This window comes from Sphingomonas sp. AP28 (assembly GCF_056680455.1).
This window is the reverse complement of sequence record NZ_CM155283.1, coordinates 1,894,047-1,919,917: the sequence shown is the minus strand read 5'-3', so window position 1 is coordinate 1,919,917 and position 25,871 is coordinate 1,894,047. Positions and strand designations below refer to the sequence as shown.

Here is a 25,871-nt window from a genome sequence, read left to right as displayed (position 1 = left end):
ATTGATGCCGCCTTGTAAATCCCATTCGCGTGATGGGTATAAAGAACGATATGCAGGTGCGTCGTATCAGCTTTAGCGCGCCTCGATCGGTCGCAGCGTTGGCAACAGCAGTTGGATCCATCCGACCGCGAGCAGGTACGACACGCTCGCGAACAGGAATAACGGGAGATATCCGAGTCCTGCGGTCAGCACGAGTCCCGCGACCTTGGCGATCACCATCCCCCCGACATTGCCGCTGAACGATCCGAACGCGGTCACGCGACCGAGCTTGTCCTGTGGCACGACGTCGGCGATCAGCGCGAAGAGATTGGTCGAGAATGCCTGATGTGCGGCGAGCGTCAGTGCCATAAGCCCGATCGTGATCGCGTAATTGCCTGCGTAGAGCACCAGCGGGATCGGCAGCACGCAAAGCGCGGCCACCAGCAAGATGCCTTTGCGCACCGCATTGATGCTGTAGCCCAGCCCCAGCAACCGCGTCGAAACGCCGCCGCCGAGCAACGACCCGACCGCGGCCCCACCGTATGCAATCGCGAGCGGCACGCCGAGCGCTACGCCGGTCAGCCCATATTGCCGATGGAAGAAGTCGGGCAGCCAGAACAGCAACAGCCACCACGTCGCGTCCGAGAGGATTTTCGCGCCCGCGACCGCCCAGGTCTGGCGGTTGCGGAGGATCGGTCCGTAATCAGTCGGGGGCGCGGCGTCTGTCTCGACCGAACTTGGCCGGGAGAAGGTCACGCGGCGCGTCGCGATCAGCCATACCGCGGCCCAGACAAGCCCGAGCGCGCCCGCCGCGACGAACGTCCCGCGCCACCCGACCAGCAACGCGACGCCCGGAATCGCAAGCGGCGCCAGGATCGCGCCGATGCTGTTGGCGGCGTTGGTCGCGCCGAACCCGCTCGATCGCCAGTTCTTCGGCAGCACGGAGGCGATCGTCTTGATCCCGGTCGGCGTCCCCATCGCCTCGGTCGCGCCGAGGCTGACGCGGATCATCACGAACTCGGTCATCGACCGCGCCCAGCCATGCGCCATCGCCGCGATGCTCCACGCCGCGACGCCGATCGGGTTCGCCCATTTGACGCCGAGCTTGTCGACGATCCACCCGGTGAACAGGAACGCGAATGCCGCGCCGCCCTGGAACCACGCGGCGAGCGTCCCGTAGTCATCGTCGCTCCAGCCGAGATCTGTGGCGATGATCGGCTTGAGGACGGAGATGATTTGGCGGTCGACGAGGTTGAGGATGCCGGCAGTGACGACGAGCGCGAACAGCAGCGCGCGGGCGCGGGCGCTGAGTTGCGCGACGGTCTTGGTAGGCTTGGTCATACGCGCATAGCATGGACGAGGCGCGCGCGGTGGCCAGCCAGTTTCTCTTCGCCGAGCCGGTTATTTGGTTGCAACGGTAGGGCTCACTCGAGATTGGCTTGGCGGCCATCTCCTTCGAGCATGCTTGTTTCCCCGCGAAGGCGGGGATCCAGACTGGGCTCCCGCCTTCGCGGGAGAACAAGGAAGGGGAGGGCGGCCGCGAACCCCACACCACCCCGGCGAAGGCCGGGGCCCAGTTGGGGGACGGTGCCAACTGCGCGCAGTCTCTAGTTACTGCGACTTTTCCAACTGGGCCCCGGCCTCCGCCGGGGTGGCGCTACTGTGGGGTGGGTGCGTAATTGAACCGCCGGCGACCAATCAGATCACCAAAGGCCCATGCTCGATCCGCGGCAACACATGCCGCGCAAACAGATCCGCCTCGGCCGCATGCGGATACCCGGAGAGAATAAACGCATCGATCCCCTCCGCCCGGTACGCATTCAGCTTAGCCAGCACCTGGTCCGGATCGCCAACGATCGCCGCCCCGCATCCAGACCGAGCCCGCCCGATGCCCGTCCACAGGTTCGCCTCCGCATACCCGTCGTCCGATCCTTCGCGCAGCTCGGCCTGACGCCGCACGCCAGCCGATTGCGAATCCAGCGACCGCTCCCGGATCGCGCGGCCCTCGGCATCGTCGAGCTTCGAGAGTAGCTGGTCGGCGGCAGCGCGGGCTTCTGCCTCGGTCTCGCGGACGACGACATGGACCCGGTACCCGAACCGCAAAGTCCGACCGTGCTTCGCTGCCCGCGACCGCAGATCCACGACGATCGCCCGAACCGCGTCCATCGTATCCGGCCACATCAGATATACGTCGGCATTGGTCGCCGCAGCCTCGCGCGCGGCCTCCGACAGGCCGCCGAAATACAGCGCCGGGCATGTCCCCGACACGGTCGTCACACGAGGGGGATCGACCTTCAGCTTCCAGAAGTCGCCATCATGATCGAGCAACTTCCCGTCGAGCAACGTCCGCAGAATGTGCATCGCCTCGACCGTCCGCGCATACCGCGGCGCGCTCTCCAGCTTCTCGCCCGGCAGGTCGCTCGAGATGATGTTGATCGCCAGTCGTCCGCCGAGCATCCGGTCGATCGTCGCGATCTGGCGCGCGAGTTGCGGCGGCCAGCTCTCGCCGATCCGCACCGCCATCAGCAGCCGCAACCGCTTGAGCATCGGCGCGATCCCTGCGGCGAACGCGGTCGTGTCGATCCCCAGCGCATAGCCCGACGGCAGCAGGATATTGTCATAGCCCGCGGTCTCGGCCTGCATCACGATGTCGCGGCAATGCTGCCAGCTCGATTTCAGCGCCGCATCGGGCACGCCCAGAAACTCGTAATCGTCGTCGCACAGCGCGGAGAACCAGCTGATCTCGCAGGGGGGCAGGACGGTCATGGCAGATTCTCGCCCATCCCAGCCTGCAGCACCGCATACCATTCGCTACGCGTCCATTCGACCTTGTACGCCTCTGCCGACGCCGCGATCCGCGCCGGGGTCTGAGACCCAACGATCGGGATGATCCGCGCGGGATGCGCCATGATCCAGGCTAGCGTCGCTGTCGCAGCATCGACGCCGTAGCGAGCACCGTGCTCGGCCAGCAGCTTGGCTGCCGGATGATCGCCCTGCGCCAGCCGCCCGCCCCCGAGCGGCGACCACGCTATCACCGCGACGTCGAGCCGCATCGCTTGGTCGAGCGTCCCGTCGAACAGCGGCGCGGTTCGCAGCGGCGAGAACTCAGGCTGCGTGCTAACGATCGGCTGGCGGAGGAACGCCTGCAACGCATCGAACTCGTCCACGCTGTAGTTCGACACGCCGATGCTGCGGATCTTGCCCGCCTCGGCCATCCGCGTCAGCGTCTCGGCCACCTCGTGCGGATGCGTCAGGAAGTCCCGGCGGTGGATCTGGTACAGGTCGACCTGCTCGACGCCGATCCGCGTCAGCGACGCGTCGAGCGCATCGGCCAGATACGTCGCGCTCGAGTTATACGGGATGCCGGGACGGATGCCCGCCTTGGTTGCGATCACCATTTTCGCACGCAATGACCGGTCTTCGGCCAGCGCACGCCCGAACAGTTCCTCTGCCGAGCCGAACCCGGCGGGCACGTCGCAGCCATAGATGTCGGCTGTGTCGAAGAAGTTGATCCCGGCAGAGAGCGCGGCCTCGATCATCGCGTGGACCGGCGCGACATCTCCGGCCAGCCGCCACATGCCCCAGGCTATCGGTGAAACAAGGATTTCGCTCTTGCCGAGCGGGCGAAGGTCGTTGGAAAGGCGGATCGTCGTCATGCAGGCGGCCATGGCATAGGGAATGACAGCTTGGTAGCCACGATCAGATACGGCGTCGTCGGAACGGGCATGATGGGCGTCGAACACCTTCGCAACCTGGCGATCCTGCCGGGCGCGGAGATCGTCGCGATCGCCGATCCGGTCGCGACCTCGATCGACTGGGCGACCGATGCGCTTGGCGACCGCGCCGCCACTGTCGCGCGGTTCGACAGCGTCGAGGCGTTCGCCAAAGCAGCAGATGTCGACGCGATCGTCATCGCCTCGCCCAACAACACGCACCGCGACGTGCTGGAACGACTGTTCGACATGGACGCCGCGATCCTCTGCGAGAAGCCACTGGCGACCACGATCGAGGACGCGCGCTGGATCGTCGAGCGCGCTGCCGCTCATGCAAAACCGTTCTGGACCGGCATGGAATATCGCTTCATGCCCCCCGCCGCCGCGTTCATCGAACAGGTGCGCGCAGGCCGCGTCGGTCGCCTCCAGATGCTCTCGATCCGCGAACACCGCTTCCCGTTCCTGCCCAAGGTCGGCGACTGGAACCGCTTTTCGGCCAACACCGGCGGCACGATGGTCGAGAAATGCTGTCATTTCTTCGATCTGATGCGGCTGATCGTCGGGTCGGAAGCTGTCCGCGTCTACTGCTCGGGCGCGATGGACGTGAACCATCTCGACGAACGCTATGACGGCCAGCGCCCCGACATCATCGACAACAGCTTCACGACCGTCGACTTCGCGAATGGGGTGCGCGCCATGCTAGACCTCAGCATGTTCGCCGACGGTGCCGAGAATCAGGAGGAGATGTCCGCGACCGGCGACGCCGCCCGCCTCGACGTGCTGATCCCCGCAGGCGAACTGGTCTACTCCCCCCGCGTCGGTTTCCTGAACCCGAAGCAGGTCGAGCGTGCCCACGTCGCCGTCGACCCCGCTGCCAAGGCCGCCGGCTCGCACGAAGGCGCGACCTACTACCAGCACGCCGCCTTCGCCGCAGCGGTCCGCGGGGAGGGCCCGGTCCAGGTCTCCGCAGAGGATGGCCTGCGCGCCGTCGCAATCGGCACCGCCGCCGAGATCAGCGCCCGCGAACACCGCGTCGTAACGCTGGCTGAACTCGGGCTCTAGAACGTTCGCGGGAGCCTCAATACAGGCCCTGGCGGAAGTCGGTGTCCCCGCAGGGGATGCTTGTCGCGACGATCAAATGTTGAAAAATGGTGCTGCCGGTGAGGATTGAACTCACGACCTCAGCCTTACCAAGGATGCGCTCTACCACTGAGCTACGGCAGCACTCGCTGGCATCGCTGCCGGCGGAGTGGGGCTAAGAGACGAGGGCGGGATGATTGTCAAGGCACCGTACCGCAATGTAGGGCATATTTATGGATGATCGGGATCGAAAGGCGGCGGAGAAGGCCGAGCGCATGGCCGCCGCACTGCGCGAGAACCTGCGGCGACGGAAGACGCAGGCGCGTGCTGTCAGGGCCGCGCCTGCGACCGAGGACGACCCGCTCAAGTAAGCGGTGCGCATTTGGCGGTGAGCCAGGCGCGATCCTCCGCGTCGGTCATTTCGGGGGTCAGGACCGCCAGCACCTGCGCGTGATAGTCGTCGACCCATTGGCGCTCTTCCGCGGTCAGCAGCGTCGGCTCGATCAGCGTGCGCTCGATCGGGCAGAAGGTGAGCGTCTCGAAGCCCAGCATCGCGCGGTCGGCACCGGGGATCGTGCGCGGTTCGATCAGGATCAGGTTCTCGATGCGGATGCCGTATTCGCCGGCCTTGTAATAGCCGGGCTCGTTGGAGAGCATCATGCCGGCGCGCAACGGCTCCATCGCCGCGCCGCCGGGGTAGTTGGGCGAGGCGATCCGCTGCGGGCCTTCGTGGACCGCGAGATAGGCGCCGATGCCGTGGCCGGTGCCGTGGCCGAAATCGAGGCCGGCTTCCCAGAGCGGACGGCGCGCGAACGCGTCGATCTGGCCGCCCATCGTGCCGTCGGGGAAGACTGCCGTGGCGATGCCGATATGGCCCTTCAGGACACGCGTGAAGCGGTCGCGCATCTCTTCGGTCGGTGCGCCGATCGGCATCACGCGCGTGACGTCGGTGGTGCCGTCCGCATATTGGCCGCCGGAGTCGATCAAATAGAGTTGGCCGGGTTCGATCGGCGCGCTCGACTCCTCGGTGACGTGGTAATGCGGGCTCGCGCCGTGCGGGCCGGTCGCCGAAATGGTGTCGAACGAGGTGTCCTTCAGCAGGCCGGTTTGTTCGCGGAAGGCGAGCAGCTTGGCGGCAGCGCTGAGTTCGGTTTGCCCCCCTTTCACGCATTCGCTCTCGACCCAGCGGAGGAAGCGCGCGAGTGCGGCGCCATCGCGGGCGGAGGCGGCACGGTGGCCGCTTATCTCGACCGGGTTCTTGATGGCTTTTGCGAGAACGACGGGATCACGCAGGGGCAGGATCTTCGCGCCGCCCGCCTGGAGTGCTTGCGTGATCGCGGCGACTGCGCGTTCGGGGTCGGCGGCGACGCGCTTGCGGGCGTAGGTGCCGAGCGCGGCGGCGAAGGCGGTGCGGTCGTGGAGGCGGACCGCGTTGCCGAGATGCTGGCGGACCGCGTCGTCGAGCTTGTCGGGGGCGACGAACAGGTCGGTGGTACCGTCCGCGCCGACGATCGCGTAGGATAGCGCGACGGGGGTGTGGTCGACGTCGCCGCCGCGGATGTTGAGCGCCCACGCGATCGAGTCCAGCGCGGTGAGGACGACCGCGTCGGCGTTCTGCTCGGAGAGCCAGTCGGCGATCTTCGCGCGCTTTTCGGCGGAAGATGCGCCGGTGAACTGGTCGGGCTGGACGGTGAGCTTGGCGGGGGAGGGGGCGGGGCGGTCGGTCCAGATCGCGTCGATGGGGTTGGTGTCGACCGCTTCGAGCGTTGCGCCGCGGTCGGCGAGGGCCGTGGTGGCGTCGGCGACCCAAGTGCCGGTGTGGAGCCACGGGTCGTAGCCGATCCGGCCGCCTTCGGGGGCGTGCTTGGCGAGCCAGGCGGCGGGGCTGGTCTGGGGGACGTCGGCATAGTCCCACTGCGCGCCGTCGACCTGTTCGCGGACCTGGATCGTGTAGCGACCGTCGGTGAAGATCGCGGCGCGGTCGGCGAGGACGACGGCTGTGCCGGCCGAGCCGCCGAAGCCGGTGAGCCAGGCGAGGCGCTGCGCGTAGCCGCCGACATATTCGCTCATGTGTTCGTCGGTGAGCGGGATGACGAAACCGTCGAGATCATCGGTGGTTAGCTGGGCGCGGAGAGCCGCGAGGCGGTCGGCTAAGCGGGCGGTCGGGGTCATCGGTTCGGTCTCTCGTCAAAAGTGAAGTATAGGAAGTGCAGACGCTGGCGAGGTTTCAATACTTGCATCCGGTGGGCGTTGGGGACGGGCGCGACGGCATGGATATGGGTGCGGATCGGGTGGTCACGGTCATGCCGGGGGTTGTGACAGAAAGCAGATGTGTAGGACAGCGGGTGCGGGCGGGGGAGCTTCGTCGGGTGGCTTTCTCGCAGGGCTGACGAACCACATTTACGGCCCCCTTGTTCTCCCGCGAAGGCGGGAGCCCAGACTGGGTCCCCGCCTTCGCGGGGAAACAGAGTTAGGGGCGCCACCGAAGTTTTGTACCACCCCGGCGAAGGCCGGGGCCCAATTGGGGGACGGCAATAACGGAGGATTGCGCGCAGTTAGTGCAACCTTTCCAATTGGGCCCCGGCCTTCGCCGGGGTGGTGTTGGCTGGGTCGGCCGTCACGCCTGCAACGCCGCAGCGTTTGGCTTCCACCCTCCGCCCGGCTAACACACTCGCATGACCACGCCCCCCATCGCCGAACAGCGGCCGCACAGCTTCACCACGCATGGCGTGACGATCGAGGATCCGTATGCGTGGCTGAAGGACCCGAACTATCCGGAGGTCGATGACGCCGACGTGCTCGCGTATCTCGCTGCCGAGAATGTGTATTTCGAAGAGCAGATGGCGCCGCACACTGCGCTGGTCGATACGATCTACGAAGAGATGAAGGCGCGCATCAAGGAGGATGAATCCTCGGTGCCGCAGAAGGATGGCGACTGGCTCTACTGGACCGCGTACGAGACCGGCGGGCAGTACAAGAAATGGTGGCGGAAACCCGTTGCGGGCGGTGACGACGAGCTGTTGCTCGACGAGCCGGCGCTGGCGGAGGGGCATGAGTATTTTCGGCTTGGGGCGTTCTCGGTCAGCAATGACGGGCGCTATCTCGCTTATGCGATCGACGACAATGGGAGCGAGCGGTTCGAGGTTCGGGTCAAGGACCTGGATACCGGCGAGCATCTGCCCGATGTGATCCCGGGGATGCTCAGCGAGATCGTCTGGACTGCGGACGATGCGGGCTTCCTGTACGGGCTGGCGAACGAGCAGTGGCGCACGGACAATGCGCGGTTCCACCGGTTGGGGACGCCGATCTCCGAGGACGTCGTGCTGTTCCACGAGGAGGACGAGGGGTTTCGCGTCGGTGTCGGCGAGACGAGTTCGCGCAAGTGGATCGTGATCGCGACGAGCGACCATGTGACGAGCGAACTGTACCTGCTGCCTGCGCACGAGCCTTTGGCGGTGCCGATCCTCGTCTCCGCGCGGAAAGTCGGGCGCGAGTATGACGTGGACGAGCATGACGGGACGCTGTTCATCCACACCAACGACGTCGATCCGAATTTCCGGCTTTGCACTGCGCTGGTCGAGGAGCCGGATGCGTGGAGCGAGCTGATTCCGGCCTCGCCACATTTCTATATGACGGGCGTGGAGTGCTATCAGGACTTCTTCGTGGTCGACGGGCGCGAGGACGGGCTCGATCAGATCGCGATTCATCGGTACGAGACGCCGACCGAGGGCAAGCGGATCGAGTTTCCCGAGGCGAGCTATGTCGCTGGGCTGGGGGATAATCCCGAATACGACATGACGGTGTTGCGCCTTGGGTATGAGTCGATGGTCACGCCTGGCACCGTGTACGATTATGACGTCGATACCGGTGAGCGGACGATGCTCAAGGTGCAGGAGATTCCGAGCGGGTATGACGCGGCGAAATACGCGACCGAGCGGCTCAAGATCGCCGCGCGGGACGGGACCGAGATTCCGGTCTCGATCGTGTATCCGGCGGGGTTCGTGCGCGATGGGTCGGCGCCGTTGTTCCTCTATGCCTATGGCGCGTACGGCTATGCGATCCCGCCGGGCTTCTCGACGGGCCGCATGAGTTTGCTCGATCGCGGGTTTGCCTATGCGATCGCGCATATCCGCGGCGGCGATGATCTGGGCCAGCAATGGTATCTGGATGGCAAGCTCGAGAAGCGCGCGAACACGTTCAACGATTTCGTCGATGTGGCGAAGGCGCTGGTCGACGCGCAGTGGACGTCGGCGGGGAAGATCGCCATCGCCGGGCGGTCTGCTGGCGGCGAGCTGATGGGGGCGGTGGTCAATTCCGATCCCGAACTGTGGGGCGCGGTAATCGCGGACGTGCCGTTCGTCGACGTGCTGAACACGATGCTCGACGAGAGCCTGCCGCTGACGCCGGGCGAGTGGCCGGAGTGGGGTAATCCGATCGAGGATGAGGCGGCGTTCAAGCTGATCCGGTCGTATTCGCCGTACGACAACGTGAAGGCGCAGGCTTATCCGCCGATGTTCATTTCCGGCGGCCTTAACGATCCGCGCGTGACCTATTGGGAGCCGGCGAAGTGGGCGGCGAAGCTGCGGTTGATGAAGACCGACGACAATGTGCTGCTGCTCAAGACCAACATGGGCGCGGGGCATGGCGGCAAGTCGGGGCGGTTCGAGTCGTTGCGCGAGGGCGCGGAGGAGCATGCGTTCGTGCTGTGGCAACTGGGCGTCGCGGGGTGAGCCGGTTCACGCTCTCGATCACGGCGCAGGACGCGGATATCGACGAGCTTGGGCATGTGAACAATGCGGTCTGGGTGCAGTGGATCCAGGCCATCGCGACCGCGCATTGGGAGGCGGTGGCGCCGGCCGAGCACAAGCTGGCGTATGTGTGGGTGGTGACGCGGCATGAGATCGATTACCGCGGGAGTGTCGTCGCGGGGGAGACTGTGACGGGCGAGACGTGGGTCGAGGGGGCGCCGAAGGGGGCTCGGTTCGATCGGCATGTGCGGTTTGTCGGGGATGATGGGCGGGTGAAGCTGGAGGCGGTTACGACCTGGGCTTTGCTGGATCGGGGGACCGGGCGGTTGATGCGGGTGCGCGAGGATGTTGCTGCGCCGTTTTACGATGGTCCCTCTCCCCTGCGGGGAGAGGGAGGGAGCGACGCAGGAGCGGAAGGGTGAGGGGTGTGAGGCTCGGGACGTTCATCCCAACGCCCCTCTCCCTTCCCACCGCAAGCGCGGCGGGCCCCTTCCCTCTCCCCGGAGGGGCGAGGGAGTTTTTAGCCGCTGTTTCTCAGGGCGGTGGCGATGGCGTTGATGGATAGGAGGATGCCTTCGCCGATGCGGGGGTCGTCCTCGCCTGCTCGGCGGCGTTTTATGAGTTCGATCTGGAGGAGGTTTAGCGGCTCGATGTAGGGGAGGCGGAGGCGGATCGAGGCGTCCAGCGCGGGGTGCTTTTCGAGGAGGCGGGACTGGCCTGTTACCGTGAGGAGCCCGTCGTGGGTCTGGTGCCAGCCGTCGCGGATCGTGGTGAAGATCTCGCGGAGCTTGTCGTCTTCGACCAGCCCGGCATAGCGTTCGGCGATGCCGATGTCGGACTTGGCCAGCACCATCTCGAGGTTGGCCAGCGCGGAGGCGAAGAGCGGCCAGCCTTGCGCCATGTCCTTTAGCAGCGCCTTGTCCTCGAAATCGGCGATCGCGCGGCCGACCCCGTACCAGCCGGGGAGCATGACTCGTGCTTGTGCCCAGCTGAACACCCAGGGGATCGCGCGGAGGTCTTCGATCCTGTCGGACTTGGTGCGGCTGGCGGGGCGGCTGCCGATCTTTAGGCCGGCGATCTCTGCGATCGGGGTCATCTGGCGGAAGAAGGTGCGGAAGCCTTCGGTGCCGTAGACGAGGTCGCGGTAGCTGTGGAATGCGGTGTCGCTGAGCGTGTCCATTGCCGCGGAGAAGCTGGCGTTGTCGGCGTTGGAGAGGCGTTCGGGTTCGAGGCTGGCGAGCAGTGTGGCCGACGCGATTGCCTCGAGATTGGTCATCGCGGCGTCGTGCGTGCCGTATTTCGCGGCGATGACTTCGCCTTGCTCGGTGATGCGGATGCGGCCCTGGACGGTGCCCGAGGGCTGCGCGCGGATCGCACGGAACGCCGAGCCGCCACCGCGCCCGACTGCGCCGCCGCGGCCGTGGAACAACTGCATGCCGACGCCGGCGGCGGCGAAGACGGGTTTGAGCGCGGTCGAGGCTTTCGAGAGCTGCCAGGTGGAGGTGAGGTAGCCGCCGTCCTTGTTGCTGTCCGAATAGCCGATCATCACCTCCTGATGGCCGCGCGCCTTGGAGATCGTGGCGATCTCGGGGAGCGCGAACCAGTCGGTCATGACGGCGGGGGCGGCTTCGAGATCGCCGATCGTCTCGAACAAGGGCACGGCCATGATCGCTGCGGTCGGGGTTTCGCCGGGGCGGTAGAGGCCGACTTCCTTGAGTAGCAGGTTCACTTCGAGCAGGTCGCTGACCGACTGTGCCATCGAGACGATGTAGTTGGTGATGCACTGAGGACCGTAGGCGGCGTGCGCGTCGGCGGCGGCCTGGACGATCGCGAGTTCGCCGGCGGTTTCCTCCGAATATTCGGCGAAGCGCGAGGTGAGGGGGCGGGCGTTGGCAAGCTCGCGGCGGAGTAGCGCGACGCGGGCGTCTTCGTCTAGCGCGAGGTAATCGCCCTCGACCCCTGCGACCTTGAGCAGTTCGGCGACGACGCGTTCGTGGACGGCGCTGTTCTGGCGGAGGTCCAGGGTGGCGAGGTGGAAGCCGAACGTCTCGACCGCGCGGATCAGCCGGCCGAGCGCGCCGCCGGTCTTGAGCGCGATGCCGAGGCCGTGCGCGAGGGTGACTAGGTCGGTGCGGAAGTCGGCGGGGCTCGCATAGGGCTCGCCGACGAGGCGACCGGGGCGGGGGGCGTGCTTGCCGGTGAGCGCGTCGTGCGTCGCGGACAGGCGGGCGTAGATGCCGGAGAGCGCACGGCGATAGGGCTCGTCGCTGCGGCTGGCGGCATCGTCGCCGCTGGCGTCGGCGAGCGCCTGCACCGCGGCATCCGCGGGGGCGTGTTCGGTCGAGATCGAGAGTTCGGCGCCGAGTGCGTGCACCGCGTCGCAGTAGTAACCGAGGACTGCCTCGCTCGCCTTCGACAGCGCGGTCTTGAGCGAGTCCGCGGTGACGTACGGGTTGCCGTCGCGGTCGCCGCCGATCCAGCTGCCGGGGCGCAAGAAACTGGGCGTGCGTTCGCCGAGTGCGCGGTCCCAGCGCTGGTAGAGCGCGGGGAGCGCGGGGAGGAACACGTCGCGGAGATAGCTGAGCGCGGTGTCGACCTCGTCGGTGACGTAGAGCCGGTCGCGGCGCAGGACGCGCGTTTGCCAGAGTAGCGCGATCTGGCGCAGGATCGCGTCGTCGACGCTGTCGCCATCCGGCGTGGTGTCGCGGCCGAGATCGCGCAGGCCCATCAGCTCGGCGATCCGGTTGCGGTGGTCGATCATGCTTTTGCGGCGCACTTCGGTCGGGTGCGCGGTGAGCACGGGCGCGATCAGCGCGTGGTCGAGCAGCGTGCGGATCTGGGCGCGGTCGATGCCTTCGAATTCGAGTTGCGCGATCGCGGAGGCGAGGTCGGCGCCGTCCTCCGCGGCGATGCCCTGGCGGTCCTCGGCGAGGTTGGCGAGCATCGAGAAGAGCATGAAGCCGCGAACGAAATCGAGCGTCTCGTCGAGGCTGAGCTTTTCGAGGCTGAGATCGACGGCAGTGTTGTCGGCGGCCTTGCCCTCGGAAACGTCGCGGTGGCGCTCGACCGATGCCTTGCGGATCGTCTCGGTGGCCTCGAACAGCCGCTCGCCGCCATAGGCGCGGATGACGTCGCCGAGCAGCTTGCCGAGGAAGCGGATGTCGGAATTGTTCGCGATTGCGGGGAGGCTTGCCATGATTCCCTGCTGCGCTGCGGCAGGGACCAGGTCAACCTCATGCGGTATATTTGTCGTGTCGAACCGGTCGCCGTCGACACTTAATTACGCTGATCAGCGCTTGCGCGACTCCGCCCGCTCTTCCGAGGTGACCGTGCCGTCATGGTTCAAGTCCATCTTGTCGAACCATGCGAGCGTGCCTTCGCTCCACTCGATTGCAGTAATGATGCCGTCCTTGTTGCGGTCGAACGCCTTGATCCGCGCGTTGGGCGAGGGCAGTTCGTCCTTGGTGATGCGGTCGTCGGCGTTGCGGTCGAGCGTGCGAAAACGCCGTTCCATGCTGGCGCCGAAGTCGAGCCGCGAGGTTACCGAGGGCGGCACGAAGCCGACCGCGTTGGCGTCGGCCTGCGCGCGCTGGGCGTCCTTGTCGCCGCACGCGGACACCATAATTCCTGTCGCGGCGAGCGCCGCTACCAGTTTCACCTGCATAGAATCTCCCGTCGTATCGATGCCGTCAGGCCTCGAGTTCGATGTCCCAGTACAGCCAGTCGTGCCATGTGTCGTGCAGGTAGTTGGGCGGGAAGCTGCGGCCGTGTTCCTGAAGGTGCCAGTTGGTCGGGCGGATCGCCTCGATGTGCAGCGGCATCGCCGCCTGTTTGGGCGTGCGCCCGCCTTTCTTGAGGTTGCAGGGCGAGCAGGCGGTGACGACGTTCTCCCACGTGGTACGCCCGCCTTGCGCGCGGGGGATGACATGGTCGAAGGTGAGATCGCGCAGCTTGCCGCAATATTGGCAGGTGAACTTGTCGCGCAGGAACAGGTTGAAGCGAGTGAAGGCGGGAAATTGCGACGGTCGGACGAACTGCTTGAGCGCGATCACCGAGGGCAGCTTCAGCGCGAAATTGGCGCTGCGCACTTCGCGTTCATAGGTGGCGACGATGTCGACGCGGTCGAGGAACACCGCCTTGACCGCGGTTTGCCACGGCCAGACACTGAGCGGATAGTAGGAAAGCGGCGTATAATCGGCATTGAGCACGAGCGCCGGACAACCATCCGGATGACGCATCAGATCGGGGTGAAACACGGCTCCTCCCACTCAGGCTTCGCAGAGCGCCCTATGGACGACAGCGATGACAGCGGCATGACAGCACGCCGCGTGGCGGTCGGTCAAGCATGCTGAGCGACGGACCGGTCGTAACGCGGTTCGCACCGAGCCCGACGGGGCGGTTGCACCTGGGGCATGCGGTGTCCGCGATCCGCGCGCACGACTATGCGCGGGAGCGGGGCGGGCGGTTCCTGCTGCGGATCGAGGATATCGATGGGACGCGGAGTCGGCCCGAGTTCGTCGCGGGGATTTTGGAGGACCTGGGGTGGCTTGGGTTGCGGTGGGACTCGTTGGTGTTCCAGTCGGAGCGGCTGGCGACGTATGATGTTGCGCTAGAGGCATTGAAGGCGCGCGGGCTGGTTTACCCCTGTTTCTGTACGCGGGCGGAGATCGCGGCGAGCGCGTCGGCGCCGCAGGGGGATGTCGGGCCGGTGTATCCGGGGATTTGTCGCGGTCTGAGCGCGGACGAGGTCGCTGCGCGGGGGGATGTGGCGCATTGCTGGCGGCTCGACATGGCGAAGGCTGTGGCGATTACCGGCGTGCTTGCGTGGCATGATGCGATTGCTGGGACGGTTGTCGCCGATCCGTTGGCGCAGGGGGATGTCGTGCTGGCGCGGAAGGATGCGCCGGCGAGCTATCATCTGGCGGTGACGCTGGACGATGCGGCGCAGGGGGTGACGGATGTGGTGCGCGGGGTGGATCTGTTCGCGGCGACGGACGTGCACCGGGTGTTGCAGGCTTTGCTGGGGTTGGCGGTGCCGGGGTATCATCATCATCCGTTGGTGGTGGATGCCGCGGGGCGGCGGTTGGCTAAGCGGGATGGGGCTTTGTCGCTGGCGGAGATGCGGGATGGTGGTGAGGATGGGGCGGTGTTGGCGGCTCGGGTGCGGGGTGGGGTGATCGCGGCCGTCTCGCGCTGCTGATCGTCAACGTCCGAGTCAGTCGCAAGGTGTGCTGAGAAACGGAGCGTAGCCGGTGTCTCCTTGTTCTCCCGCGAAGGCGGGAGCCCAGACTGGGTCCCCGCCTTCGCGGGGAAACATGGTGGAAGCGCGGTGTCCTCTCAGTAGCACCACCCCGGCGAAGGCCGGGGCCCATTTGGGGGACGTTGCCAACTAAACGCTGCGCTTCGTTACTGCGACCTTTCCAATTGGGCCCCGGCCTTCGCCGGGGTGGTGCTACGTACGGGTGGCGCTGATTTATATCTGATGAGGGCGCTGCTGCTACAGCTCGATCCCTAGTCTCGGCGCCACCGACGTCATCGCCGCGTACAGCGCGATCGTCAGCACGCAGCCCGCCACCAGCGATAGCCAGAAGGGTGCGCCGTGGCGGAGCAGCGCCGGGATCAGCAGGAACATCGGCAGCGACGGCAGCACGTACCAGAAGGTCGCGCTGGCGTGTGCGGCCATCGTCCGAGGGTCGGGCTTGTGGTGCCAGAGCCAGATCATGCCGAGCACCGAGACCAGAGGCAGGGAAGCGACGAGCGCGCCGAAGCCGGGGTAGCGCTTGGCGATCTCCGAGGCGGCGGCGATCAGGATGCCGGAAATCAAGGCTTTCAACGTCAAGTATAACATGCAGCATTTGCGCGCATCACCAGGCGATCCGCAACACTGTTCAAGCCATTGCTAGCGACAGCCGGTGCGCTTACATTCCGTTCATGAACACATTGCTCGTCATCCTCCTGATCGCGGCGATGATCGCGACCGTCGTGGCCCTGGTGCGGGGCGTCGTGTCGTTCCTGCAGGAGGGCACGGCGCAGGTTCGCGACGGCAACGGGCCGAGCGCGGCATCGCTGAAATCGAATCGGATGATGCAGCAGCGAATCTTCTTCCAGGCGCTGGCGATCCTGATCGTGGTGGTGATCCTGTTCGCGGCGGGACGGAACTAAGAAAGGGGCTGCTCCGCTTACGCGGTTCAGCCATTTCCGCAGTCGGTGTGCGTTCGTCATCCTGACGAAAGTCAGGATCCCGAGTAATTGGCGAGGCGCTCTGGGCTCTGGTTCCTGACTTTCGTCAGGACGACGAGTCTCGGTGTTGGTGGATAAAAATGGTCAAGCTCAACAAGATCTACACGCGAACGGGAGACGACGGCACGACGGGGCTGGTCGACGGATCGCGGGTATCGAAGGCGAGCGCGCTGATGCAGGCGATCGGCGATGTCGACGAGGCGAACTCCGCCATTGGTTTGGCGGTAGTGGCGCTCGGCGACGATCCGCTCGCCGCTGCCCTGGAGCGAATCCAGAACGACATGTTCGATCTTGGTGCCGACCTTGCGACGCCTGCAACCGACGACGGATTTGCACCGTCCGAGATGGTGTTGCGGATCATGCCGGCGCAGGTCGAGCGGCTGGAGCGCGAGATCGATGCGATGAACGTGTACCTCGCGCCGTTGCGCAGCTTCATCCTGCCGGGCGGGTCTCCGCAGGCCGCCGCCCTGCATCTGGCGCGGGCGATTTCGCGCCGTGCGGAACGGTCCGCGGTCGCGGCATCCCAGGACGTAGCGCTAAATCCCGCCGCATTAGCGTACGTTAACCGCCTGTCCGATTTCCTGTTTGTAGCATCGCGCGTGGTGAACCAAAACGGGGCCGGCGACGTTCTATGGCGACCGGGGGCTACGCGCGCGCAGGCGTGATCGGCGTTCGCGCGTTGCGGTACTGGGCGACGCATTGAAGGATAATCGATGCCGCAGCCTGTTCGTCCAGATATCACTCCCGCTCATTCGTCGGATTTGAGCGAGCGTTTCTCCACCGTACGTGCGCTGAGCCTGGCGCTCGCCGCGCCGCTGTCGGATGCCGATGCGACGGTGCAGTCGATGGACGACGCGTCGCCGACCAAATGGCATCTGGCGCATACGACGTGGTTCTTCGAGACGTTCGTCCTGCGCGATCATGTTGAGGGTTATGCGCTCCACGACGAGCGGTTCCCGTTCCTGTTCAACAGCTATTACGAGGCCGAGGGGCGGCGCCATGCGCGCGATCGGCGCGGGATGGTGACGCGGCCATCGCTCGACGAAGTGCGGGCGTACCGCGCGCATGTCGATGCGGCGCTGCTCGATGCGCTGCCCGGCTTGTCGGAGGATGCGCAGGCGCTGGTTGCGCTCGGGTGTCATCACGAGGAGCAGCACCAGGAATTGCTGGTGACGGACATCCTCCACATGTTTTCGGAGAACCCGCTGGAGCCAGCGATGTGGCCCGCACCGCGGAAAGTGCCGGTCGAGATGCCGGGGCCGATCGGCTGGATCGCGCGCGAGAGCGGGATCGTCGAGGTCGGGCATGACGGCGACGGGTTCGCGTTCGATTGCGAGGGACCGCGCCACGCCGCTTTGCTCGTGCCGCATGCGATCGCCGACCGTACCGTGACGAACGGCGAGTGGGCCGCGTTCATCGCCGACGGTGGCTATACCGAAGCGCGGCATTGGCTGGCGGATGGCTGGGCTTGGGTGAAGGCCGAGGGCATCGTCGCGCCGCTCTATTGGGAGAAGGGCGAGGCGGGCTGGACACGGTTCGGGCTCGACGGGCGGCGCGCGATCGATCCGGCGGCGCCGGTGACGCATGTGAGCTTCTTCGAGGCGGATGCGTATGCGAGCTGGGCCGGCGCACGCTTGCCGACCGAGTTCGAATGGGAGGCTGTAGCGGCTGCGCATGACGCGAACGGCGGCAACCAGATGGACGTAGCGGGGCCGGTCGAGCCTCGTCCGGCGGCAAACGGCCCGGCGTTCTTCGGCGACGTCTGGGAATGGACCGGCAGCGCGTACCGGCCGTATCCCGGGTTCGTGACGGCGGCGGGTGCTGTTGGCGAGTATAATGGCAAGTTCATGAGTTCGCAGTTCATCCTGCGCGGGGGCAGTTGTGCCACGCCGCGTGGCCATGCCCGGCCGAGCTACCGCAATTTCTTCTATCCGCACCAACGGTGGCAGTTCACCGGCGTGCGTCTCGCGAAAGATATCTGATGTTGAAGCCTGAGATCGAGGACGGCCAGCAGACGCTCGCCGATCCGCAATTCCGTGCCGATGTGCTGGACGGGCTCGCGCGGCGGCCGCGGGCGATCCCGGCACGGTGGTTTTACGATCGGCGCGGGTCGGAACTGTTCGAGAAGATCACCGACCTCCCCGAATATTATCCGACGCGGACCGAGCGATCGATCCTGGAGACGGCGTGTCCCGAGGTGGCGACGCTGGCGGGCGCAGGGCGTGCGGTCGTCGAGTTCGGCTCCGGGTCGTCGACCAAGACGCCGATCCTGCTCGAGGCCGTAGCGCCGTCGGTATACGTGCCGATCGACATCTCGGGCGACTTCCTGCGCGAGTCGTCGAAGGTGCTGGGCGATCAGTTCCCCGACCTGCTGGTGCTGCCGTTCGAGGCGGACTTCATGCGGCCGTTGAGCTTGCCGAAGACGATCGCGGACACGCCGAAGCTGGGGTTCTTTCCGGGGTCGACGATCGGCAACATGATCCCGCTGATGGCGGTCGATCTGCTGCGCGCGATGCGATCTTCGCTCGGCGTCGGCGCGATGCTGCTGATCGGGATGGACCGGATCAAAAGCGAGGACGTGCTGGTGCCGGCGTATGACGATGCGCAGGGCGTGACCGCGGCGTTCAACCTGAACCTGCTCGAGCGGATCAACCGCGAACTGGACGGCGATATCCCGGTCGACGCGTTCCGGCACAAGGCGGTCTGGAACGACGATCGCGCGCGGATCGAGATGCACCTGGAGGCGACGCGCGACGTCGCGTTCACCGTCGACGGGCGGCCGTTCGCGTTTGCCGAGGGCGAGACGATCCACACCGAGAATTCGCATAAATACGGGTCGCGCGATGCGCGGATCCTGTTGCGGTCGGGCGGGTGGACGCCGGTGGCGGCGTGGACCGATCCGGAAGGGCTGTTCGGGGTGTACCTGGCCGAGGCCCAGATGGAGCGGCCGGCGCCCTGAGGTAGGGGGCCTTCCTCCACCCACCATATGTGGACGGGAACGGTCCATGGGATACGCGAAGCTTGGTATCCGGCGCTAGGCGATCGCCGACGAGGCAGATATAGATCGCTGCGTGCAGGGAGCGCTCCGACGTCAAGTCGAGGCCTAGCCGGGAATACCCCAATTCGCCTCCTCGTTAGCCGATGCCGCGGTGCGAACGAGATGCTCGACGTAATGCTGGAAGATCGGAACCGTGAAGGTGACCAGCGTCGGCTCGCCCCCCGGTTCCTTGAACGTCAGCACCACGAAGCGCTGGCCGTCTTCGTCGAGAACCAGGCCGGCTTCCATCGCGCCGGGGCCGCTCGGAGTAATTACGGTCACTGCCATGATCGTCCTTCGTTGTCGGGTCTTCAGGCGCCCATAACGCCCTGTCGCACCGAGTCCAGGATCACCGGGATATCGCCACCCGTCAGCCTCCCATGTTCCTGGCATCGGCCCGGCGAAGATCTCGGATTTCCTCCCAGGTTATCGGTCGGTCCCGGCCTGCGCACTGGATGATCAAGTCGGCTGCCTCGGCATCGTCATACCCGTCGAACGCCCGGACCATCTCCTGCAACGATCCGCTGGCGACCGACTTGCCGACGTCCTCTTCATTCGCCGCATGCTCGCGCACTACTTTTGCGGGCATATTCCACATGGTCTTCAACACGATTACGGACTCCGGCCCCCCGGTGGACCACCGTCGTGAGCCGTGACGGAGCGTGCGTCCATAGTGTCGGCTGGCGGTATGCGATCGCTTCACGCGGCGGTACGGTGAACCGATCGCGCGGCCGGTTGGCGCATCGCAGGCGGCGACGCGATCGATCGCTACCCGATAGTATTGGCGCAGACTTTGCCGCACCGCGCCGTCGAGCCTTACTTTCCGCCCTCTCTTCGCGTCAGAGCCGCGACACAACTCGCGCGGTCGATCGTGCTGCCATCGGGCTCGCGCGCGTCGAGATAGGTGACGCGGGGTGCATCCGATCCCTTGGGATAGAGATACGCGTCGAGCACGCAGATGCCGCTCTGGAACTGAAGCTTGCGTGCCGCACCTTCGCGGACGTCGGCGTCGGGTTGTCCGAAAAGTCTCGTCAGGCCCGCGGCATCCTGGCCCAGCACGCGTTCCAGGCCGACGCTCGTGTAGGGGATTGCGGGGCGTCCGACCGAGGGCTTGGCCACCGGTGCCGCGCAGCCGGCGAGACCGCCGCCGAGTGTCAGCGCGATGGCTATGGTGGTCAGTCGCGTCATGGCCGGCCCTTGCGAAAATATTGGGTGCGAGAATATTGGGTGTGGAAGTAATGCGTCGCCATCGCCGCACCGAGAACCGGGGCGGCGATGTTGACGACCGGAACCACGAACAGCCCGGTGTTCGCAAGCCCCAGCACGAACCGCCCCGGCCTGGTCGTTGCACGCCAGCCCCGCATCGCCCCCGCATCCATGTGCCGCGCCGCCACCATGTCGCCAAGATCGCGCCCGAGCAGCCAGCCATTGACGACGAAGAACGCGGCGGCGGTGCCGACCCCGGTGACGAGCAGCGCGACGTAGACCGGCAGCATCAAAAGGTTGACGAGGACCACGCGCGCGGCGGAGCGCAGCCCCATGCCGAGGCTACGCGCCAACGCGACGGGGCGAGCGGTCCTGAGCGCGTCGGGGTAATGCCGAGCCTCGACCGCTTCGACGACCTCGTCCGCGAACACGCCGACGACCGCGATCGCGACGGCGCGGAATAGCAGCCACAGGGCAAGGACCGTGACGAACAGCGCGAACGCGGCGGCAAGGCCACCCGCATGCCAGTCGAGCCAAGCGGCCAACGCAGCTTGCGTGCCCCACCAGGTGCCGACGCCGAGGAGAGCAAAGACGAGCAGGGTGACCAGCATCGACTTGACGAACACGCGCAGGACGGGCGGATCGGTAAGCTGGCCAAGCGAAAGGAAGAGCGCGCGAAACATCGGCTCGGGATGGCGCGCGGGCACGGCAAGGTCAACGCGCGTTTCCGCCATGTCTCCGTCGTTTCGGCAGCCCGACCTTTTTCGTTCCCCCGCGGATGCGGGGGCCCAGCCAATCCACGAACATCGCCCGAAACCCTCGCCCCCCGCGTTCGCGAGGGAACGGCAGCGCGCGGTGAGGCTGTCGCGCAGGTATCGACGTCTTCGGCACGGCGAGAACCGTTGGACCCCTCAGAACCGGAGAAACCACACAAACCGCAAACCAAGGCCACCACCCCGGCAAAGGCCGGGGCCCAGTCGGGGGACGGAAATGATGACGGACGGCGTTCCGTTACAACCACCTCTCCACCTGGGCCCCGGCCTTCGCCGGGGTGGTGACCTGACCATAGCTCCATCCGATCGACGATGTTGATCGCTTCCACGTCGGTCACCACCCCCACACCGGTTGCGCCAATCCCCCCCGCCATTTACGGCACTCCTTTACCGCCCGCCCGGAGAGTTCCCCTTGCCCAACCCAACCTATGACGTCGTCGCGATCGGCAATGCCATCGTCGACATCCTCGCCACCGCAGACGACGCGTTCATCGAAGAGATCGGCGTCGCCAAGGGCTCGATGCAGCTCATGTTCTCGTCCGAGGAAGCCGACGCGCTCTACGCCAAGATGGGCCCGGGCATGGAGATATCCGGTGGCTCGGCTGCCAACACCGTCGCCGGCATCGCCGCGCTCGGCGGCAAATGCGGGTTCATCGGCCAGGTCGCCGACGACCAACTCGGCCAGGTCTTCGCGCACGACGTCCGCAGCATCGGCATCGAGTTCGCCACCCCCGTCCGCGCCGGCGACCCGACCACCGGCCGCTGCCTGATCTTCGTAACGCCCGACGGTCAGCGCACGATGAACACCTTCCTCGGTGCCGGCCAGTTCCTCCCCGCCGCCGCGATCGACACCGCGATGATCGCCGACAGCGCGATCCTGTATCTCGAAGGCTATCTCTGGGATCCCGAAGAGCCGCGCGCCGCGATGCGCGCCGCGATCGATTGCGCCCGCGGGGCAGGGCGAAAGGTCGCCTTCACGCTCAGCGACGTGTTCTGCATCTCGCGCCACGGTGGCGATTTCCGCCAGCTGCTGTCGGACGGCCTGATCGACATCCTGTTCGCCAACGAGAGCGAACTCGCCGCGCTCGCCGAGACCGACGAGTTCGACTCAGCGGTCGCCAAGATCTCCGCGCAGGTCCCGACCCTGGTCGTCACCCGCGGCGAGCACGGCGCCTGCGCTATCCAGAACGGTACCCGCGCCGAGGTCAAGGCCGAGCCGATCGCCAAGGTCGTCGACACCACCGGCGCCGGCGACCTGTTCGCGGCGGGCTTTCTCCATGGCCAGGCACAGGGCTACGACCTGAACGCATCGCTGAAGCTCGGCGCGGTCTGTGCGGCGGAGATCATCAGCCATGTCGGCGCCCGCCCGATGGTCGACATGAAGGCGCTCGCCGCCAAGCATATCGGCTGAAGCCTGTGTCCCCGCGAAGGTGGGGACACAGACTGGGCTCCCGCCTTCGCGGGAGAACAAGCCTGGGCACGAAGACATAAAAAAGGGCCGCGGGAGTTTCCTCCCGCGGCCCTTTTTCGTGACTTAATCTAACCCAGCCTCAGTGGTGGGTCGGACCGACATACTCGCCCATCTCGGGACCAGCCTCGTCGTCCAGCCCGTGATACAGCCGGCTGTTGCGCATTCCGTAGGCGAAATACATCACGATCGCGGCCAGCGTGTACCAGAAGAAGAACACCAGCACGCGGTACTCGACCGTCAGGATCAGCGCGCCGCACGCGACGATGCCGAGCGCCGGCAGCACCGGGTACAGTGGCACCTTGAAGCCGCGCGGGATCTCCGGATGCGTGCGCCGCAGCCAGATTACCGACAGGCAGACGATCGCGAACGCCGCTAGCGTGCCGACCGAAGTCATGTCGCCGAGCACGTTGATGTCGAAGAACCCGGCCGCGAACGCGGTGATCAGGCCGACCGCCAGCGTGTTGACCCACGGCGTCTTGAACTTCTTGTGCACCGTCGCGAACACGCGCGGCAACAGGCCGTCGCGCGCCATCGTGTAGAAGATGCGGGTCTGCCCGTACATCAGCACCAGTACGACCGAGGTCAGGCCGATGATCGCGCCGGCCTTGATGATCTGCGCGAACCACGCCCATTGCGGGCCCAGAGCGTCGACCGCGACCGCGACCGGATCGGGAACGTTCAGTTCCTTGTAGTTGACGATCAGCGTCATCACGATCGAGACGAGGATGTACAGGATCGTGCAGACCACGAGGCTGCCGATGATGCCGACCGGCATGTCCTTCTTCGGGTCCTTGGCCTCCTGGCCGGCGGTCGAGACCGCCTCGAAACCGATATAGGCGAAGAACACGATTGAGGCCGCGCGGAACACGCCGCCCCAGCCGAACTCGCCCTTGTCACCCGTCGCGGGCGGGATGAACGGCTGCCAGTTGTGCTTCAGCGTGTCGAAATGCTGGATCACGAACCAGCCGCAGATCAGGATGAACGCGATGATCACGGTCATCTTGATCGCGACGATCACGTTGTTGACCTTCGCGCTCTCGGACACGCCGACGACCAGCAGGCACGACAGCGCGATGCAGATCAGGAACGCGGGCAGGTTGAACAGATATTCGACCGGTGCGCCATTCACGAGGATGTCGACGCCGGCCTTCTGGACATGATGGCCGGTCGGGCCGGTCAGCTCGACCGGGATGACCACGCCGTAATCGCCGAGCAGGCTGACGACATAGCCTGCCCAGCCGACCGCGACGACCGAGGCGGCGAGGCCGTATTCGAGCAGCAGCAACGCACCCATGATCCACGCGGCGAACTCACCGATCGTGGTGTAGCTGTAGGTGTAGGCCGATCCGGAGACGGGCAAGGTCGACGACAGCTCGGCATAGCAAAGCCCGGCGAGCGCGCAGACGATGCCCGCGACGAGGAACGAGAGGAGCACGGCGGGGCCGGCATGCAGTGCGGCGGCGTTGCCGGTCCGCACGAAGATGCCCGCGCCGATGATGCAGCCGATGCCGAGGAACACCAGGTTCCAGGCACCGAGCGTGCGCTTGAGTTCGCTGGTCTGCGTCTCGCGCTGTACCTGCTCCACCGTCTTGCGGAGCGTCATACGCGACAGCAGACCCATTGCGGGTCGAGTGGCCATCAAATCTCCCTTGGCCGCCCCCCGGCGGCGCGGTCTTTCGTTAAGGCCGCAAGCCTAATGGCAATTTTATTACGTGCAATCCTTTAGTGCGGCAAAGCTGCCCTATCCCTGATCCGGGCGCGCAAGCATCGGCCCGAATGGGCGGCCGCCGAAGACATGAACATGCAGATGCGGGACTTCCTGGTTCCCGTGCTGGCCGATATTGGCGAGCAGGCGGTAACCGGGTTCGACGAGTCCCGCGGCGCGCGCGACGGTGCCGACCGCGCGGATGAAGCCGGCAATCTCCGCATCGGGCGCACGTGCGGAAAAGTCGTCCCACGACACGTACGCACTCCGGGGGATCACGAGCAGATGGGTCGGCGCCTGCGGGTTGATGTCGTGGAAAGCGATCGCGAAGTCATCTTCGTACACCCGCTTCGACGGAATCTCGCCACGCAGGATCTTCGCAAAAATGTTCTGGTCGTCATAAGGCTGGGTGGCGTCGATCGGCATGGGCAAGCTCCTTTCGCGGGAACATACCCACTTTCGTCATCCTCGCGAAGGCGGGGATCCATATCCTCGAACGACCGCACTCTCATCGTGGCGCCAGCCAGTATGGCTTCCCGCCTCCGCGGGAATGACGGATGTGGCGTTAGCTCGTCCGACCGGCCTTCTCGGCCAGCCCGCCAACACCTTCGCGCCGTTCCAACTCCGCGCGCACGTCGGCGAGGCTAAGCCCAGCATCCGCCAGCAACACCGCCAGATGAAACATTAGGTCCGCCGCTTCCGGCACAATGCTCGCCTCGTCGCCCGAGCACGCCGCGATCACCGTCTCGACGGCTTCCTCGCCGAGCTTCTGCGCGATCTTGGGTCGGCCCTTGGCGAACAGGCTCGCGGTGTACGAGGTGTCGGCGGGCGCGTCGCGACGCGCGCGGATGGTCGCCTCGAGGCGGTCGAATACGGGGTCCATGCGCGGCGTGCTGACGCAGCGGGGAGGGCGGGTCAATCCTCCGCAGGCGGTTTGGTCTTGGCGAACCGCTTCCGCAACGCTCGCCGGACGAGGAACACGCCCATCACCGCGAACACGAACAGCGCGACGTCCGACAGTTCGGGTCCGGTCCGAGGATGAACGATACCGCTATGCCCCGACTGCACCGCTAGGAGGGGCAGGGCGATCATCCGGTCAGGCCGTCCGGTACCGTCAAGCGTGCACCGGCGAGCGAACCGGGATTCCCGCCGCCGCCAGCGCCTCATGCGCGTCGCCGATCGACGCCTGCCCGAAATGGAAGATCGACGCCGCCAGCACGGCGCTAGCATGCCCGTCGCGGATGCCCGCGACCAGGTCGTCGAGCCCGCCAACGCCGCCGCTTGCGACAACCGGTACGCTTACCCGGTCGGAAATTGCCCGGATCAGGTCGAGGTCGTAGCCACTCCGCGTCCCATCCCGGTCCATCGATGTGACGAGCAACTCGCCCGCACCGAGTTCGGCGAGCTTCAGCGCATGCGCGATCGCATCGATCCCGGTCGCGCGGCGGCCGCCATGCGTGAACACCTCCCAGCCTTCATCCGACCGCCGCGCATCGACGCTGGCGACGCAGCACTGGCTGCCGAACCGCTCGGCGATATCCGCTACCAGTTCGGGCCGCTCGACCGCCGCGGAGTTCACGGCCACCTTGTCCGCCCCCGCCAGCAACAGCGCCCGCGCATCGTCGGCGGTCCGCACCCCACCACCGACCGTCAGCGGCATGAAGCACACCGCCGCGGTCCGTCGCACGACGTCGAGGATCGTCCCGCGACCCTCATGGCTCGCGCCGATATCGAGGAAACACAATTCGTCCGCCCCGGCAGCGTCATACGCCCGCGCCTGCTCGACCGGATCGCCCGCATCGCGCAGTTCGACGAAGTTCACGCCTTTCACCACGCGCCCATCGGCAACGTCGAGGCACGGAATGACGCGCGCGCGGACCGTCATGCGCTGTGCCGCAGGTTTTGTTCACGCGGAGACG

At 66.1% G+C, this 25,871-nt stretch carries 27 protein-coding genes and 1 tRNA gene; 10 read left to right on the top strand and 18 right to left on the bottom strand.

Annotated elements, in window-relative coordinates; genetic code table 11:
- Positions 1–72: 72 nt before the first annotated feature.
- From AC1MH0_RS08700 to AC1MH0_RS08690, 3 genes are all read right to left on the bottom strand, one after another.
- A complete protein-coding gene (locus AC1MH0_RS08700; RefSeq protein ID WP_480965547.1) occupies positions 73–1,320 on the bottom strand; it encodes an MFS transporter in 1,248 nt (415 codons plus the stop codon).
- Positions 1,321–1,677: 357 nt separating this feature from the next.
- Positions 1,678–2,745, bottom strand: a complete 1,068-nt coding sequence (locus tag AC1MH0_RS08695) for an LLM class flavin-dependent oxidoreductase (RefSeq protein WP_480965546.1) — start codon at positions 2,743–2,745, stop codon at positions 1,678–1,680.
- A complete protein-coding gene (locus AC1MH0_RS08690) occupies positions 2,742–3,635 on the bottom strand; it encodes an aldo/keto reductase (protein WP_480965545.1) in 894 nt (297 codons plus the stop codon). The genes AC1MH0_RS08695 and AC1MH0_RS08690 overlap by 4 nt, the downstream gene beginning before the upstream one ends.
- Positions 3,636–3,677: 42 nt before the next feature.
- On the opposite strand from AC1MH0_RS08690, the gene AC1MH0_RS08685 reads away from it, so the two are divergent.
- Complete coding sequence (locus AC1MH0_RS08685) at positions 3,678–4,754, top strand: Gfo/Idh/MocA family protein (protein ID WP_480965708.1); 1,077 nt, start codon at positions 3,678–3,680, stop codon at positions 4,752–4,754.
- A gap of 87 nt (positions 4,755–4,841) precedes the next feature.
- Here AC1MH0_RS08685 and AC1MH0_RS08680 read toward each other — a convergent pair.
- Positions 4,842–4,916: transfer RNA gene (locus AC1MH0_RS08680), tRNA-Thr, on the bottom strand.
- A gap of 89 nt (positions 4,917–5,005) precedes the next feature.
- On the opposite strand from AC1MH0_RS08680, the gene AC1MH0_RS08675 reads away from it, so the two are divergent.
- Entirely contained in the window at positions 5,006–5,143 is a 138-nt protein-coding gene (locus AC1MH0_RS08675; RefSeq protein WP_480965544.1) for a hypothetical protein, read from the top strand.
- Here AC1MH0_RS08675 and AC1MH0_RS08670 read toward each other — a convergent pair.
- Positions 5,136–6,944 (bottom strand): aminopeptidase P family protein, encoded by a 1,809-nt coding sequence (locus AC1MH0_RS08670; RefSeq protein ID WP_480965543.1) that lies wholly within the window; start codon positions 6,942–6,944, stop codon positions 5,136–5,138. The genes AC1MH0_RS08675 and AC1MH0_RS08670 overlap by 8 nt on opposite strands.
- Before the next feature lie 503 nt (positions 6,945–7,447).
- Here AC1MH0_RS08670 and AC1MH0_RS08665 point away from each other — a divergent pair.
- Both AC1MH0_RS08665 and AC1MH0_RS08660 read left to right on the top strand, forming a co-directional pair.
- On the top strand, positions 7,448–9,502 hold the full coding sequence (locus AC1MH0_RS08665; protein ID WP_480965542.1) for a S9 family peptidase: 2,055 nt from the start codon (positions 7,448–7,450) through the stop codon (positions 9,500–9,502).
- On the top strand, positions 9,478–9,942 hold the full coding sequence (locus tag AC1MH0_RS08660) for an acyl-CoA thioesterase (protein ID WP_480965541.1): 465 nt from the start codon (positions 9,478–9,480) through the stop codon (positions 9,940–9,942). The genes AC1MH0_RS08665 and AC1MH0_RS08660 overlap by 25 nt, the downstream gene beginning before the upstream one ends.
- A 98-nt stretch (positions 9,943–10,040) precedes the next feature.
- Here AC1MH0_RS08660 and ppc read toward each other — a convergent pair whose 3' ends face one another.
- The 3 genes from ppc to AC1MH0_RS08645 form a co-directional block, all read right to left on the bottom strand.
- Positions 10,041–12,716: a phosphoenolpyruvate carboxylase gene (ppc, locus tag AC1MH0_RS08655; protein ID WP_480965540.1), complete on the bottom strand. Its 2,676-nt coding sequence runs from the start codon at positions 12,714–12,716 to the stop codon at positions 10,041–10,043.
- 93 nt (positions 12,717–12,809) lie between these two features.
- The gene (locus tag AC1MH0_RS08650; RefSeq protein WP_480965539.1) at positions 12,810–13,184 is read right to left on the bottom strand and encodes an EF-hand domain-containing protein; all 375 of its coding nucleotides are present in this window, start codon (positions 13,182–13,184) and stop codon (positions 12,810–12,812) included.
- Positions 13,185–13,209: 25 nt separating this feature from the next.
- Complete coding sequence (locus AC1MH0_RS08645; RefSeq protein ID WP_121884142.1) at positions 13,210–13,776, bottom strand: HNH endonuclease; 567 nt, start codon at positions 13,774–13,776, stop codon at positions 13,210–13,212.
- Positions 13,777–13,865: 89 nt separating this feature from the next.
- On the opposite strand from AC1MH0_RS08645, the gene gluQRS reads away from it, so the two are divergent.
- On the top strand, positions 13,866–14,720 hold the full coding sequence (gluQRS, locus tag AC1MH0_RS08640; RefSeq protein WP_480965538.1) for a tRNA glutamyl-Q(34) synthetase GluQRS: 855 nt from the start codon (positions 13,866–13,868) through the stop codon (positions 14,718–14,720).
- 297 nt (positions 14,721–15,017) lie between these two features.
- Here gluQRS and AC1MH0_RS08635 read toward each other — a convergent pair whose 3' ends face one another.
- Positions 15,018–15,368, bottom strand: coding sequence for a DUF3147 family protein (locus tag AC1MH0_RS08635; RefSeq protein WP_480965537.1), 351 nt, complete (start codon positions 15,366–15,368; stop codon positions 15,018–15,020).
- Between the two features lie 83 nt (positions 15,369–15,451).
- On the opposite strand from AC1MH0_RS08635, the gene AC1MH0_RS08630 reads away from it, so the two are divergent.
- The 4 genes from AC1MH0_RS08630 to egtD all read left to right on the top strand — a co-directional run bounded on the left by AC1MH0_RS08630 (position 15,452) and on the right by egtD (position 18,719).
- Complete coding sequence (locus AC1MH0_RS08630) at positions 15,452–15,682, top strand: twin transmembrane helix small protein (protein ID WP_480965536.1); 231 nt, start codon at positions 15,452–15,454, stop codon at positions 15,680–15,682.
- Positions 15,683–15,840: 158 nt separating this feature from the next.
- Positions 15,841–16,425 carry a cob(I)yrinic acid a,c-diamide adenosyltransferase gene (locus AC1MH0_RS08625; protein WP_480965535.1) on the top strand — a complete coding sequence of 195 codons (585 nt, stop codon included), beginning with the start codon at positions 15,841–15,843 and terminating at the stop codon, positions 16,423–16,425.
- Between the two features lie 48 nt (positions 16,426–16,473).
- On the top strand, positions 16,474–17,742 hold the full coding sequence (gene egtB / locus AC1MH0_RS08620) for an ergothioneine biosynthesis protein EgtB (protein ID WP_480965534.1): 1,269 nt from the start codon (positions 16,474–16,476) through the stop codon (positions 17,740–17,742).
- On the top strand, positions 17,742–18,719 hold the full coding sequence (egtD, locus tag AC1MH0_RS08615) for an L-histidine N(alpha)-methyltransferase (RefSeq protein WP_480965533.1): 978 nt from the start codon (positions 17,742–17,744) through the stop codon (positions 18,717–18,719). Before egtB ends, egtD begins: the two co-directional genes overlap by 1 nt.
- A gap of 144 nt (positions 18,720–18,863) precedes the next feature.
- Here egtD and AC1MH0_RS08610 read toward each other — a convergent pair whose 3' ends face one another.
- The 4 genes from AC1MH0_RS08610 to AC1MH0_RS08595 form a co-directional block, all read right to left on the bottom strand.
- A complete protein-coding gene (locus tag AC1MH0_RS08610) occupies positions 18,864–19,085 on the bottom strand; it encodes a hypothetical protein (protein WP_480965532.1) in 222 nt (73 codons plus the stop codon).
- Positions 19,086–19,167: 82 nt separating this feature from the next.
- On the bottom strand, positions 19,168–19,386 hold the full coding sequence (locus AC1MH0_RS08605) for a hypothetical protein (RefSeq protein WP_480965531.1): 219 nt from the start codon (positions 19,384–19,386) through the stop codon (positions 19,168–19,170).
- A gap of 227 nt (positions 19,387–19,613) precedes the next feature.
- Positions 19,614–19,985, bottom strand: a complete 372-nt coding sequence (locus tag AC1MH0_RS08600; RefSeq protein ID WP_480965530.1) for a hypothetical protein — start codon at positions 19,983–19,985, stop codon at positions 19,614–19,616.
- Entirely contained in the window at positions 19,982–20,737 is a 756-nt protein-coding gene (locus AC1MH0_RS08595) for an EI24 domain-containing protein (protein ID WP_480965529.1), read from the bottom strand. Before AC1MH0_RS08595 ends, AC1MH0_RS08600 begins: the two co-directional genes overlap by 4 nt.
- Before the next feature lie 451 nt (positions 20,738–21,188).
- Between AC1MH0_RS08595 and AC1MH0_RS08590 the strand changes: the two genes are divergently transcribed.
- Positions 21,189–22,187 (top strand): adenosine kinase, encoded by a 999-nt coding sequence (locus AC1MH0_RS08590; protein ID WP_480965528.1) that lies wholly within the window; start codon positions 21,189–21,191, stop codon positions 22,185–22,187.
- Between the two features lie 139 nt (positions 22,188–22,326).
- On the opposite strand, the gene AC1MH0_RS08585 is transcribed toward AC1MH0_RS08590, so the two are convergent.
- The 5 genes from AC1MH0_RS08585 to hisF all read right to left on the bottom strand — a co-directional run bounded on the left by AC1MH0_RS08585 (position 22,327) and on the right by hisF (position 25,837).
- Positions 22,327–23,886 carry an amino acid permease gene (locus AC1MH0_RS08585; RefSeq protein WP_480965527.1) on the bottom strand — a complete coding sequence of 520 codons (1,560 nt, stop codon included), beginning with the start codon at positions 23,884–23,886 and terminating at the stop codon, positions 22,327–22,329.
- Between the two features lie 102 nt (positions 23,887–23,988).
- On the bottom strand, positions 23,989–24,378 hold the full coding sequence (locus AC1MH0_RS08580; RefSeq protein ID WP_480965526.1) for a histidine triad nucleotide-binding protein: 390 nt from the start codon (positions 24,376–24,378) through the stop codon (positions 23,989–23,991).
- Between the two features lie 139 nt (positions 24,379–24,517).
- Positions 24,518–24,835: a phosphoribosyl-ATP diphosphatase gene (locus tag AC1MH0_RS08575; protein ID WP_480965525.1), complete on the bottom strand. Its 318-nt coding sequence runs from the start codon at positions 24,833–24,835 to the stop codon at positions 24,518–24,520.
- A 32-nt stretch (positions 24,836–24,867) separates the two neighbouring features.
- Complete coding sequence (locus AC1MH0_RS08570) at positions 24,868–25,044, bottom strand: hypothetical protein (RefSeq protein WP_480965524.1); 177 nt, start codon at positions 25,042–25,044, stop codon at positions 24,868–24,870.
- A gap of 22 nt (positions 25,045–25,066) precedes the next feature.
- A complete protein-coding gene (gene hisF, locus AC1MH0_RS08565) occupies positions 25,067–25,837 on the bottom strand; it encodes an imidazole glycerol phosphate synthase subunit HisF (RefSeq protein WP_480965523.1) in 771 nt (256 codons plus the stop codon).
- Between the last annotated feature and the right edge of the window lie 34 nt (positions 25,838–25,871).

Coding starts and splice junctions, on each gene's coding strand:
- AC1MH0_RS08700 (WP_480965547.1), bottom strand. CDS start 1,320: ATGACCAAGCCTACCAAGACCGTCGCGCAACTCAGCGCCCGCGCCCGC.
- AC1MH0_RS08695 (WP_480965546.1), bottom strand. CDS start 2,745: ATGACCGTCCTGCCCCCCTGCGAGATCAGCTGGTTCTCCGCGCTGTGC.
- AC1MH0_RS08690 (WP_480965545.1), bottom strand. CDS start 3,635: ATGACGACGATCCGCCTTTCCAACGACCTTCGCCCGCTCGGCAAGAGC.
- AC1MH0_RS08675 (WP_480965544.1), top strand. CDS start 5,006: ATGGATGATCGGGATCGAAAGGCGGCGGAGAAGGCCGAGCGCATGGCC.
- AC1MH0_RS08670 (WP_480965543.1), bottom strand. CDS start 6,944: ATGACCCCGACCGCCCGCTTAGCCGACCGCCTCGCGGCTCTCCGCGCC.
- AC1MH0_RS08665 (WP_480965542.1), top strand. CDS start 7,448: ATGACCACGCCCCCCATCGCCGAACAGCGGCCGCACAGCTTCACCACG.
- ppc (WP_480965540.1), bottom strand. CDS start 12,716: ATGGCAAGCCTCCCCGCAATCGCGAACAATTCCGACATCCGCTTCCTC.
- AC1MH0_RS08650 (WP_480965539.1), bottom strand. CDS start 13,184: ATGCAGGTGAAACTGGTAGCGGCGCTCGCCGCGACAGGAATTATGGTG.
- gluQRS (WP_480965538.1), top strand. CDS start 13,866: ATGCTGAGCGACGGACCGGTCGTAACGCGGTTCGCACCGAGCCCGACG.
- AC1MH0_RS08635 (WP_480965537.1), bottom strand. CDS start 15,368: ATGTTATACTTGACGTTGAAAGCCTTGATTTCCGGCATCCTGATCGCC.
- AC1MH0_RS08630 (WP_480965536.1), top strand. CDS start 15,452: ATGAACACATTGCTCGTCATCCTCCTGATCGCGGCGATGATCGCGACC.
- AC1MH0_RS08625 (WP_480965535.1), top strand. CDS start 15,841: ATGGTCAAGCTCAACAAGATCTACACGCGAACGGGAGACGACGGCACG.
- egtB (WP_480965534.1), top strand. CDS start 16,474: ATGCCGCAGCCTGTTCGTCCAGATATCACTCCCGCTCATTCGTCGGAT.
- egtD (WP_480965533.1), top strand. CDS start 17,742: ATGTTGAAGCCTGAGATCGAGGACGGCCAGCAGACGCTCGCCGATCCG.
- AC1MH0_RS08610 (WP_480965532.1), bottom strand. CDS start 19,085: ATGGCAGTGACCGTAATTACTCCGAGCGGCCCCGGCGCGATGGAAGCC.
- AC1MH0_RS08605 (WP_480965531.1), bottom strand. CDS start 19,386: ATGCCCGCAAAAGTAGTGCGCGAGCATGCGGCGAATGAAGAGGACGTC.
- AC1MH0_RS08600 (WP_480965530.1), bottom strand. CDS start 19,985: ATGACGCGACTGACCACCATAGCCATCGCGCTGACACTCGGCGGCGGT.
- AC1MH0_RS08595 (WP_480965529.1), bottom strand. CDS start 20,737: ATGGCGGAAACGCGCGTTGACCTTGCCGTGCCCGCGCGCCATCCCGAG.
- AC1MH0_RS08585 (WP_480965527.1), bottom strand. CDS start 23,886: ATGGCCACTCGACCCGCAATGGGTCTGCTGTCGCGTATGACGCTCCGC.
- AC1MH0_RS08580 (WP_480965526.1), bottom strand. CDS start 24,378: ATGCCGATCGACGCCACCCAGCCTTATGACGACCAGAACATTTTTGCG.
- AC1MH0_RS08575 (WP_480965525.1), bottom strand. CDS start 24,835: ATGGACCCCGTATTCGACCGCCTCGAGGCGACCATCCGCGCGCGTCGC.
- AC1MH0_RS08570 (WP_480965524.1), bottom strand. CDS start 25,044: ATGATCGCCCTGCCCCTCCTAGCGGTGCAGTCGGGGCATAGCGGTATC.
- hisF (WP_480965523.1), bottom strand. CDS start 25,837: ATGACGGTCCGCGCGCGCGTCATTCCGTGCCTCGACGTTGCCGATGGG.